Here is an 11344-nt window from a genome sequence, read left to right on the forward strand (position 1 = left end):
GTTGTGGACCGTGTACACGGTGCCGTCGGGGGCGACCAGGTCGACCTTCAGGTCACCGATGTAGGTGTGCGCGATGTTCACGCCCACCTTGAGGGTCGCCGGCGCGTTGCCGGTCACCCCGCTGACGGTGACGGGGCTCTCCACGGTGGTGTTGTCGCCGATCGCGAAGTCCGCGGTGTTCTCGAAGTACTTGCCCGCCGGCGGGGTGGAGCCGACCGCCTTCAGGGCGTCGACCTGGCCCTCTCCGAAGAAGGAGTTGTTCGCCGTCGTACCGGTGCAGCGGCCGTCGGCCGGGCAGGCGATGTCGTTGGCCTGGGTGGCCAGCTTGTCGCGGATCTGCGCCGGGGTGATGCCCGGGTTGGCGCTGGCGATCAGCGCCGCGACGCCCACCACGTGCGGGGTGGCCATCGAGGTGCCGCTCTTGCTGCCGTACGTACCGCCCGGAAGGGTGGAGTAGACGTTGCTGCCCGGCGCCGCGACGTCGATGACGCCCTGGCCGAAGTTGGAGAACGACGCCTTGGAGACGCCCGAACCGTTCGCCGCGACCGTGACCACGCCCGGGAGTTCGGTCGGGATGTCCAGGCAGGCGTTGGTGATGGTGCGGGTGACCGGGGTGGAGTCGTTGGGGCTCGCGCTGTCGGTCGTCTTGTGGGCGAGGTCGTAGTCCTCGTTGCCCGCGGCGGCGATCTGGAGCGAGCCCTTGCTCTCCGCGTACTCCTGGGCGCGCTTGACGCCCTCGATGATGGCGGCCTGGTCGATGTTGTCCGGGCAGTTGAACTGCCACGGGTCGGTGTAGTAGCTGTTGTTGGTGACCTTGAAGCCGTGGTCACCGGCCCACACGAACCCGCAGATGGTGTTCTCGGCGAAGAAGAACGAGTTGCCGGGCTCGGCGACGCGGACTGCGGAGATCTTCACGCCCGGGGCCACGCCGACGACGCCCTTGCCGTTCTTGGCGGCCGCGATGGTGCCCGCGACGTGGGTGCCGTGGGTGTCCACGTCACGCCAGGCGCCGGTACGGGTGTCGGGCTTGCCGTAGGCGCAGGAGACCGAGTCGGCCGCGTTGAAGTTCGGGGCCAGGTCCTGGTGCTGGTCGTCCACACCGGTGTCCAGGATGCCGACCTTCACCGACGGCGAGCCGGTGGTGACGGCCCAGGCCTGGTCGGCCTTGATCTGGCTCATGTCCACGCGGACCGGCTCTCCGGCCGCCGTCGAGGCCTGCGCCGGGTTCGCGGGCAGAGCCGGGTTGTAGGCGTCGGCGGGGACGTCCGAGGTACGGGTGGCGCCCACCTTCTGCACCCCGCTGACCCCGCGCATGGTCGTGGCGAAGGTGGCCGAGGAGGAGTGGGCGACGGTCACGCCGATCGCGTCGAAGGACGAGAAGACCGTGCCGCCGTTGGCCGTGATGGCCGAGCGGATCGCCGAGCCGTCGCCCGGGGCGCTGATCACGAGGTAGGCACGGGTGCCGGCGGCCCAGGTCGCACTCTGGGAAGCCGGGGCCGCAGCCTTGGGGGCGGCCGCCGGAGCGGAAGCCGGGGCGGAGCCGTTCGGGGAGACGGGAGCGGTGCCGGCGAGCGCGGCGGGTGCTCCGAAGGCGAGGGCGGCGCCGAGGGCGGCCGCCATCACCAGGCTACGTCGGGGTCGGCTGGATATGTGGGGTATCAATGCGTCCTCCGATGGCACGGCGGTGCTGTTGGCACCTACCGGGCCGTACGAAACGAGTGGTGGACGCAAGATGTCAGACGGGCCGCCCCGGAGGGAAGTACCTTTCAGCGCAGCCGGGTTATCGGCCGTCTGGCCGAAAACAGCCGGTCCGTCAAGCGGGTTGGAGGGTTCCGCGCGGTTCGCCGGACTTGCCCGCCTCCCGGCCGGCCCGCTCTCAGCGTTTGACGCGGCCCCGCACCGCCAGCACCGCGAGACCGAGGAGCAGCGGTTCGACGAGCCGCGCCCCCATCTCCGTGTACGTGCCCAGCGTGGTCAGGTCCTGGCCGGAGGAGCGGAAGACCACGGAATTGACCACGGTCCGCACCGACTTGTCGAGCCGCTCGCCGGTGAGCCTGCCCGTCAGCGGGCCGTCGGGATCGACCGGATCGGGCGTGTGCGTCTCCCAGGAGAGCCGCGTACCGGACACGGTGCCCGAGCCGACCGGCTCCGGCGTGTCCTCGGGCAGGCCCCAGAGCGTCATCACCACGATGGTCGCGGCCACCGCCAGCAGCAGCCAGCCCAGGGCGCGCGAGGCCCGCAGCCCGTAGCCCGACAGGGCCCAGTACACGCCCAGCAGCGCGCGCTCGGCGGCCGGCCGGCCGGGGTCGTTGCGGCGCATCTCCATCTCGCCGTAGTAGAAGTCCGCGGCGTCCGGCTCGTTCTTCCCGTCCTCCAGCGACTTGCGCAGCTGTCTGTAGGCGCTCGTCAAGGCGGCCGGCGTGACCACCGCGGAGCCTTCCGGGGCGGGCGTCCAGCCCCCCGCCCCGCGCGCGGCCCGCCAGTGCTGCTCCTCGGCGAGGGTGCGCCGCGCGGACCAGCGCAGCGGTAATCGGCCGCTGAACCGGATGCCCGGCGGGGGCGTGGCGAGCTTGCAGTCGCCTTCCAGACGCACCTGGTCGAGATGGACCGCCTCCGAGAACCGGCACGTGGTGAGGTCCAGGTCGGTGAGCACCAGGTGCGCGGTGTCCACATGGCTCAGGGACTCGATCCGCACGCGCGGCGCGCGGCCCGCGAGCACGGTCTCCGCCACCTCGCCCGCCAGCGGCCCGGCCATCGTGAAGGGACCGGGGCGTGCGGAGATGCGCAGCGGTGCCTCGCAGACCGCGTCGCTCAGCTCGACGGAGGCGTACCGCAGCCGCAGGGAGGCCTTCGCCGCCCACCGGGTGCCCGCGCAGCGCAGCGTGCCGGCCGCGGCCTCGACGATGAGGGGCGAGCCGAACGCGGCGGCGGACAGGTCCAGTTCGCCCGCGCACACCACCGGGCCCAGGGCGGGGGCGACGGGGAAGGAGGCGTGGCCGAAGTGGGCGTCACGGTGGAAGACGGCGCCGGCGAACCAGGCCTCGCCGTCGTACGAGGATGCCTGGAAGGAGGCGTCCGTGCGGAACTCCGCCCGCCGGAAGGAGGCGTTGCCCCGGAACCGGGCCCCGCTGAAGGCGCAGGCGGCGGCGAACTCGGCCGCCCCGAACCAGGCGTCCCCGTGGAAGCCGACGCTCCCGAACCAGCTGTCGCCCGCGAAGGAGGCCCTGCGGAACCAGGCGTCGGAGCCGAAGGTGACCGCGTCGAAGAAGGACGCTCCGTCGAACCGCGCGTCCTCGAAGGAGGCGTTGGCGTCGAACACCGCCTCGTCGAAGGTGCTGCTGCTGTGGAACACGGCCCCGTCGAAGGTCGCGTCCCCGGTGAACCGTGCCTTGCTGAACCAGCAGCGGTCCTCGAAGAGCGCCCCGGCGAACCACGCCTGCGCGCCGAAGACCGTCCACGGGAAACGGGCCGCGCCGGTGAAGCGGGCCCGCGAGAACTCGGCGGCCCCGAACCGGGGCCGTCCGCCGTCCGTCTCCCGCACCGCGTCGAGGAGCCGGCCGAGCAGCTCCTCCGAGAAGGGGGTGCCCCGGTGGTCGACGTCGTCGCCCGGGGCCAGGGCGTCCAGGTACTCCGCGCGCACGGCCGGATCCAGGTGGGCGAGGCACGACGGGTACGGGTCCACGGTGCGGCCGGGGCAGCCCGGGGTGTCGGTGGTGCTTCCATGACCGCACTGCGGCCAGTCGGGCGGCGTCAGGGCTGTGGAAGTCATACCCGATGGAACGCCGTCCCCGCCCGGGCGGTTCCGGCGGCCGCGGCCCGCCCTGCGACGGTCTTCCCCGTCGTCGCCGGCCGGTCCGCGGCGGGCCTGTCGGGAGGAGTCCGGCCGGGCTGGGCACCGTGGGGGCGAGCCCTGCCCGGCCGACTCCACTCTGGGGTGCACCGGCTAGGCCGGGACCCCGTCCTTGGCGCCGGCCGACGGGCCGGCCGCGGGGCTCGCCGACGGCCCGGGTACCGCGGCCGGGGCCTCGGCCGGCTCCGCGGCGTGGCCGTCGTCGATCAGCGTGGTCTCGTCGAACGGCATCCGGCCCGCGAGGACCTCGGCGGCCCGCTCCCGGTCGAACTCCTTCGTCCACGTCCCGATCAGCACCGTGGCGACGGCGTTGCCCGCGAAGTTCGTCATCGCCCGCGCCTCGCTCATGAACCGGTCGATGCCCACGATCAGGCCCACGCCGTCCACCAGTTCGGGCCGGTGCGACTGGAGCCCGCCGGCCAGGGTGGCCAGTCCGGCGCCGGTGACCCCGGCCGCGCCCTTCGAGGCCACGATCATGAACAGCAGCAGCGAGATCTGCTCGCCGAGCGCCAGCGGCTTGCCCATGGCCTCCGCGACGAACAGCGAGGACATCGTCAGGTAGATCGCGGTCCCGTCCAGGTTGAAGGAGTACCCGGTCGGCACGGTGATGCCGGTCACCGGGCGGGACACGCCGAGGTGCTCCATCTTCGCGATCAGCCGCGGCAGCGCCGACTCCGAGGAGGAGGTCGACAGGATCAGCAGGAACTCCCGGCCCAGGTAGCGCAGCAGGGCGAAGACGCTGACCCCCGTACAGACCCGCAGCAGCGTGCCCAGCACCACGAAGACGAAGAGCAGACAGGTGGTGTAGAAGCCGATCATGATGACCGCCAGGGACTTCAGCGCGTCGATGCCGGTCGCCCCGACCACCGCCGCGATGGCCCCGAAGGCACCCACCGGCGCCGCCCACATGATCATCGCCAGTACCCGGAACACCAGCTTCTGCACGTGCCCGATCCCGCGCAGCACCGGCTCTCCGGCGCTGCCCATCGCCTGGAGCGCGAACCCGCACAGCAGCGCCACCAGCAGCGTCTGGAGCACCTCGCCCCCGGTGAAGGCGGAGACCAGCGTCGTCGGGATGATCCCGAGCAGGAACTCCGGCGTGCTCTCGGCGCCGCCCGCCTTGGCCTGGGCCTCCCCGGCGTGCCGGACCGCCTCGGTCAGGTGCAGCCCGCTGCCGGGCTCCAGCAGGTTCCCCACGACCAGCCCGATCGCCAGCGCGACCGTGGACATGACCATGAAGTAGCCGAGGGCGAGCCCGCCGACCGCGCCCACCTTGGCGGCCTTGCGGACGGATCCGATCCCCAGCACGATCGTGCAGAAGATCACGGGCGAGATCATCATCTTGATGAGGTTCACGAAGCCGGTGCCCAGGGGCTTGAGCTCCACGGCCACGCCGGGCGCGGCGAAGCCGACGGCGATGCCGAGCAACACCGCGGCGATCACCGCGATGTAGAGATAGTGGGTTCTGTCGCGCCTGGCGGCCACGTCGCCTCCTGGTGGTGAATGTGTTCCCGCAGACCATCGCCCACCCTGTGACCCCGGTCACCCTTGCGTTCATTGAGTTCACGGCCGGGTGCACACTGAGCGCCATGTTCCGCTTTCCCCGACCGCCCCGGAGCCTCGCCGGCCAGCTGTTCGCCATGCAGGTGCTGCTCGTCGCCGTCGTCGTCGCCGGATGCGCGGTCTTCGCGTACGCGAGCGCCCGGGGCCAGGCCGAGGACGCCGCCCGCCGCCAGGCCGGGGCCGTGGCGCGGGCCGTCGCCGACTCCCCGTCGGTGCGTGACGCCGTACGGGCCGGCGCGGGCGGGGGCGGCCCCTCGGCGGCCCTCCAGCCCTACGCCGAGCGGGTGCGCGCCGACTCCGGCGTCGACTTCGTGACGATCATGGCCCCGGACGGGCGGCGCTGGACCCATCCCGACCCGCGCCGCATCGGAGAACGCTTCCTCGGCAACACCGGCCCCGCGCTGCGCGGCGAGACCTTCAGCGAGACCTACACCGGCACCCTCGGCCCCTCCATCCGCGTGGTCACCCCGCTCGCGGACGAGGAGGGCCGGATCGTCGGCCTGGTCAGCGCGGGGATCACCGTCCGCGCCATCAGCGACCGCCTGGCGCAGCAGCTCTCCGCCCTCGCCTGGGTGGCGGCCGGTGCGCTGGCGCTGGGCGGCGTGGGAACGTACGTGGTCAACGCCCGGCTGCGCCGCCACACGCACGGCATGAACGCCGCCGAACTGAGCCGGATGTACGACTACCACCAGGCGGCCCTGCACGGGGTCCGGGAGGGACTGCTGATGCTCGACGGCCAGCGCAGGATCACCCTCATCAACGACGCGGGCCGCGAACTCCTCGGCCTGGGCGGGGAGGTCACCGGCACCGGCGTCGCCGACCTCGGCCTGCCCGCACCCCTCACCGGAGCGCTGCTCGCCGACCGGCCCCGGGTGGACGAGGTGCACCTGACCGCCGAGCGGGTGCTCGTCGTCAACAGCTCACCGGTGGCCGGCGGCGGCCGCCGCGGCACCGTGGTCACCCTGCGCGACCACACCGAACTCCAGGCGCTCACCGGCGAGCTGGACCACGAGCGGGGCTTCACCCAGGCGCTGCGCTCCCAGGCCCACGAGGCGGCCAACCGGCTGCACACGGTGGTCTCCCTCATCGAACTGGGCCGCAGCGAGGAGGCGGTGGAGTTCGCCACGGCGGAACTGGAGCTGGCCCAGGCCCTGACCGACGAGGTCGTCACCGCCGTCGGCGAGCCGGTGCTGGTCGCCCTGCTGCTCGGCAAGGCCGCGCAGGCGCACGAGCGGGGCATCGAGCTGGTCGTCACCCCGGACAGCGGAGAGAACGGCGCCGTGGACGGCCTGCCCGGGCTGCCGCCCGCCCGGGACCTGGTCACCGTGGTCGGCAACCTCATCGACAACGCCGTCGACGCCCTGACCGGCGTACGCGGCGGGCGGATCGCCGTCACCGTACGCCGGGACGCGGGCGCGCTGCTGCTGCGGGTCGCGGACAACGGTCCCGGGCTGCCCGAGGGGGTGGACGTGTTCCGCCGGGGCTGGTCCGGCAAGGGGGAGGGGCGGGGCCTGGGCCTGGCGCTGGTCCGCCAGGTGGCCCAGCGCCACGGCGGCGTCGTCGACGCGGCCCCCGGGCCGGACGGCGGAGCGGAGTTCACCGTGAGCCTGCCGTTGCCCGCCGGACGGGGGCAGGGGCGCGGGGCGGACGGGGTACCGGGGGCCCGGGCCGACGACGCCACGGAGCGGGAACGGGGCGGCCCGGGGCCCGAGGGGGCCGTCCCGGAGGAGAACGCGGGGGGACCTGCTCATGAACCCCGCATCCCCCGTCAACGCCGCGCGGGCGGTGCGGCGTGAGCGCGCCCGAGGTACGGGTGCTGGTGGTCGAGGACGACCCCGTGGCCGCCGCCGCGCACGCGCTCTACGTCGGCCGCGTGCCCGGCTTCACCGCCGTGGCCGCCGTCCACTCGCTCGCCGAGGCCACCCGGGTGCTGGAGCGGACCCGCGTCGACCTGCTGCTCCTCGACCTCACCCTGCCCGACGGCCACGGGCTGCGCTTCGCGCGCGGGTTGCGGGCCGCCGGGCACCCCGTGGACGTGATCGCCGTGACCTCGGCGCGGGACCTGGCGGTGGTCCGCGAGAGCGTGTCCCTGGGCGTCGTGCAGTACGTACTGAAGCCCTTCGCCTTCCCGACCCTGCGCGAACGGCTGCTGCGCTACGCCGAGTTCCGCGCGTCGGCGGGGGAGGCGGCCGGACAGGACGACGTGGACCGGACGCTCGCCGCACTGCGCGCGCCCGGTCCGGCGGAGCTGCCCAAAGGGCTCAGCGCCGCGACCCTGGACCGGGTAGCGGCGCTGCTGCGGGCGGCGCCCGACGGGCTGACCGCCGCGGGGACGGCCGGGGCGGCCGGGATCTCGCGGATCACCGCCCGCCGGTACCTGGAGCACCTGGTGGACACCGGCCGCGCGGACCGCACCCCCCGGTACGGCCAGGTCGGCCGCCCCGAACTGCACTACCGCTGGCTGGCGGCGGCGGCCGGCTCGGTGTCGAACGTGTAGAACTTGCGGTGGTCCAGCATGTCGGCCGGGGTCACGTCGTTCCACGGCCGCATCGTGTCGCGCAGGTCGACCACGTTCGCGGTGCCGGCGGCCGGCAGGTAGGTGGACTGCGGGTGCTTGGCCTGCCAGTCGGCCCAGAGCTTGTCGATGAAGGCGTGGTGCATCCAGAACACCGGGTCGTTGGGCGAGACCCCGGTGGCCATCTGGCCGCCGACCCAGACGTGGACCCGGTTGTGCAGGTTGGCGCCGCGCCAGCCCTCCAGGTTGTTGCGGAAGCCGTTCGAGGAGCTGTTCCAGGGAGCCATGTCGTAGACCGGCATCGCCAGGACCGCGTCCACCTCGGCCTTCGTCGGCAGCTGGGCGACGCCCTCGCCGAGCGCGCGCCGCAGGTAGGCGCGGGCGTCCACGCGTACGGCTACCTCCCACTTGCCCGTCGCGTACGCGAAGGGTCCGTCCATGACCTGCCCGTCGCGGGCCCGTCCGGTGCCGCCGAGGAAGTCGGCGGCCCAGAGGGAGGAGCGGGTGGTGCGGTCGGCGGTCCAATCCCAGTACGGGATGGAAACGCTCGCGTCCACCGCCTGCAGAGCCGCCTCGAACTCGAGCAGAAACCGGCGGTGCCAGGGGAGGAAGGAGGGGGAGCGGTGCCCCACGCGGTCGCCCGAGTCGGTGTCGCTCATGATGAAGCCGTTGTGGGTGGTGACGAACCGGTCGTAGCGGCCGGTGCGCTTCAGTTCGAGCAGCGCGTTGGTGAAGGCGCGCTTCTCCGCCGGGGTGAGCGCGGCCTGGTTCTTGCGGACGGTCATGCCGCCCCTCCCATCTGCATCGGGGCGAGCTGGGAGCCCTGGAGCTCGCGCACGGCGGCGCGGGCCAGGGAGGCGGGCTCGGCGAAGGTCTCGTAGTGGTTGACCACGCTGATCCAGGTGCCGTCGGCGTTCTGCATCACGTGCAGTTCGCGGCCGTCTATCTTCACGGTGGGCAGACCGGGGGAGTGGTGGCCGCCGTGGTGGCCGCCTCCCGTACCGGGGGATATCTGGATGCGGCGGCCCTGGTACACCTCGTCGACGGTGCCGGCCGGGGTGCCGGCGGCGCGGGAGTCGGTGGCGGCGGCGTGCGCGGTGGCGCCCGCGATGCCGAGGACGGTGAGTGCGCCGGCGGTGGTGCCCAAGGCCTGCCGGCGGGTGATCTTGTTCATGGCCGAAGAACTATCAGGGCCACGAGGGCAGTTGACCGCTATCCGGACATCGGCCGATAAGTTGTGTATAGAACCAATTAAATGATCTTCCCGTCCGGACCGGCTCCGGCCGTCGGGACGGGAAGATCTGCGGAAGGAATGCTACTGGGCGGTAAGTTTTGCGGCGTGACCGGGCGGCTATGGAAGGGATCACACCCCAGAGTCGGCCGGAAGGCGCGGCCCGCGCTTGAGGAGCTCCGGAGCCTATTTCGTCACGATCTACGCCTTATAGTCCCGATATGGCTCTTCACGAGACGAAGGACGCACGCGCCCGGGACGCCGATACGGACGTGTTCGCGTCCGCCCTCAGCGGCCAGATCCTCCCCAAGCACCGGATCCCCGACGACCACTCGCCCACCGAGGTGGTCTACTCGCTCCTCCACAACGAGCTCCTCCTCGACGGAAACGCCGCCCAGAACCTGGCCACCTTCTGCACCACCTGGTCGGACGACGGCGTGCACCGCCTGATGAACGAGTGCCTCGACAAGAACATGATCGACAAGGACGAGTACCCGCAGACCGCCGAGATCGAGGCCCGCTGCGTCAACATCCTGGCCGACCTCTGGAACGCCCCGCCCGGCACGTCGGGCACCGGATGCTCCACCACCGGCTCCAGCGAGGCCGCCATGCTCGGCGGCCTCGCCCTCAAATGGCGCTGGCGGGCCCGCCGCCGCGCCGAGGGCAAACCGGCCGACCGCCCCAACCTGGTCTGCGGCCCCGTCCAGATCTGCTGGGAGAAGTTCGCCCGGTACTTCGACGTCGAACTGCGCCAGGTCCCCCTGGAGCCCGGCGCGACCGGCCTGCTCCCCCACCAGCTCGCCATGCACGTCGACGAGAACACCATCGGCGTCGTCGCCATCCTCGGCGTCACCTACACCTGCGACTACGAACCCGTCGCCGAGCTCGCCGCCGCCCTCGACCGGATCCAGGCCGAGCACGGATGGGACATCCCCGTCCACGTGGACGCCGCCAGCGGAGGCTTCGTCGCCCCCTTCCTCCACCCCGACGTGGTGTGGGACTTCCGGCTGCCGCGCGTCGCCTCCGTCAACACCTCCGGCCACAAGTACGGGCTCGCCCCGCTCGGCGTCGGCTGGATCGTCTGGCGCACCGCCGACCTGCTCCCCGCCGACCTCGTCTTCGACGTGGACTACCTCGGCGGCGACATGCCGACCTTCGCCCTCAACTTCTCCCGCCCCGGCGGCGAGGTCATCGCCCAGTACTACCTCTTCCTGCGCCTGGGCCGGGGCGGCTACCGGCGCGTCCAGCAGGCCTGCGCGGACACCGCCCAGTACCTGGCCGGGCAGATCTCCGAGATGGGGCCCTTCACCCTGCTCTACGACGGCAAGGGCGCGCTCCCCGCCGTCTCCTACACACTCTCCGACCCGGGCGGAGCCGGGTACACCCTCTACGACCTCTCCGACCGGCTGCGGATGCGCGGCTGGCAGGTGCCCTCGTACCCGCTGCCGGCCGACCGCCAGGACACCGTCATCCAGCGCGTCCTGATCCGCCACGGGGTGACCCGCGACCAGATCGCCCTGCTCGTCGCCGACATGCGCGCGGCCCTCGAACACCTCGCCGCCCATCCGCAGCCGGTACCCGCCACCGAACCCCGGTCGGGCTTCCACCACTGACCGCCCGCAGACGTCAGCCGGAACGGGACCAGCGCATCCCCAGCGACGTCAGCGCGGCCACCCGCTCCGGAGGCAGCTTCACCGCCCGGGACCGCTGGTTGGCGATCCACGCCCCGAGCCGCAGCTCCCGGTCCCCCACCCGCTCCACGTGCGGGCGGGGGACCCGCAGGTGCCCCTCCCGGGCGTGGAAGCTCCGGGCCGCCTCCAGGTGCCCCGCCCAGGCGTCGGCATGGCTCAGGCGCGGCGGCGGACGCTCCTCCTCCCGCGCCGGGGCCAGCCCCAGCACGTGCTCCAGCAGCCAGCGCTGCGCCCACCCCAGCCGGTCCCACCCCAGCCGCTGGGCCCACACCCAGCCGCCCAGGTCCTCGCCCTGCACCACCGGCCGGCCCGGGCCGTGCGGGATCCGCCCGCCCGCGTCCAGATGCGTCCGGGTCAGGTGGAAGGCCCGCTGCCAGCCGATGTCCCAGGCGGGACACCAGGACGGGTCGATCTCCTCCAGGGCCTCCCGGCGCTCCTCGGGCAGCGCCCCCGGCCCCTCCCGGCGGGCGGCGGCGCGGTTGTTCTTCACCCAC

Annotated in this window: 9 protein-coding genes; 3 read left to right on the top strand and 6 right to left on the bottom strand. The window is 73.0% G+C overall.

The annotated features are described in order from the left end of the window. The 3 genes from ACFV0Q_RS30100 to ACFV0Q_RS30110 all read right to left on the bottom strand — a co-directional run. Window positions 1–1623 (bottom strand): S8 family serine peptidase (locus ACFV0Q_RS30100; protein ID WP_385009526.1); only part of this gene is annotated, 1623 nt, incomplete at its 3' end. 253 nt (window positions 1624–1876) lie between these two features. Continuing rightward, window positions 1877–3769, bottom strand: a complete 1893-nt coding sequence (locus ACFV0Q_RS30105) for a pentapeptide repeat-containing protein (protein WP_385009518.1) — start codon at window positions 3767–3769, stop codon at window positions 1877–1879. Between the two features lie 174 nt (window positions 3770–3943). Then, a complete protein-coding gene (locus ACFV0Q_RS30110; RefSeq protein WP_385009519.1) occupies window positions 3944–5335 on the bottom strand; it encodes a cation:dicarboxylate symporter family transporter in 1392 nt (463 codons plus the stop codon). A gap of 104 nt (window positions 5336–5439) precedes the next feature. On the opposite strand from ACFV0Q_RS30110, the gene ACFV0Q_RS30115 reads away from it, so the two are divergent. Together ACFV0Q_RS30115 and ACFV0Q_RS30120 are read left to right on the top strand one after the other, a co-directional pair. Further along, window positions 5440–7209, top strand: a complete 1770-nt coding sequence (locus ACFV0Q_RS30115) for an ATP-binding protein (protein WP_385009520.1) — start codon at window positions 5440–5442, stop codon at window positions 7207–7209. After that, window positions 7206–7910, top strand: a complete 705-nt coding sequence (locus tag ACFV0Q_RS30120; protein ID WP_385009521.1) for a response regulator — start codon at window positions 7206–7208, stop codon at window positions 7908–7910. The genes ACFV0Q_RS30115 and ACFV0Q_RS30120 overlap by 4 nt, the downstream gene beginning before the upstream one ends. Here ACFV0Q_RS30120 and ACFV0Q_RS30125 read toward each other — a convergent pair. Together ACFV0Q_RS30125 and ACFV0Q_RS30130 are read right to left on the bottom strand one after the other, a co-directional pair. Then, a complete protein-coding gene (locus ACFV0Q_RS30125; protein WP_385009522.1) occupies window positions 7865–8713 on the bottom strand; it encodes a tyrosinase family protein in 849 nt (282 codons plus the stop codon). The genes ACFV0Q_RS30120 and ACFV0Q_RS30125 overlap by 46 nt on opposite strands. Then, complete coding sequence (locus ACFV0Q_RS30130) at window positions 8710–9102, bottom strand: tyrosinase family oxidase copper chaperone (RefSeq protein ID WP_385009523.1); 393 nt, start codon at window positions 9100–9102, stop codon at window positions 8710–8712. The genes ACFV0Q_RS30125 and ACFV0Q_RS30130 overlap by 4 nt, the downstream gene beginning before the upstream one ends. 278 nt (window positions 9103–9380) lie before the next feature. Here ACFV0Q_RS30130 and ACFV0Q_RS30135 point away from each other — a divergent pair, with 278 nt between their 5' ends. Continuing rightward, entirely contained in the window at window positions 9381–10772 is a 1392-nt protein-coding gene (locus ACFV0Q_RS30135) for a glutamate decarboxylase (protein WP_385009524.1), read from the top strand. Window positions 10773–10785: 13 nt separating this feature from the next. Here the strand turns inward: ACFV0Q_RS30135 and ACFV0Q_RS30140 are convergent. After that, window positions 10786–11344: helicase associated domain-containing protein (locus tag ACFV0Q_RS30140; protein WP_385009525.1), on the bottom strand; the 559-nt coding region annotated here is incomplete at its 5' end.

This window comes from Streptomyces sp. NPDC059564 (assembly GCF_042735575.1).
GTDB lineage: Bacteria > Actinomycetota > Actinomycetes > Streptomycetales > Streptomycetaceae > Streptomyces.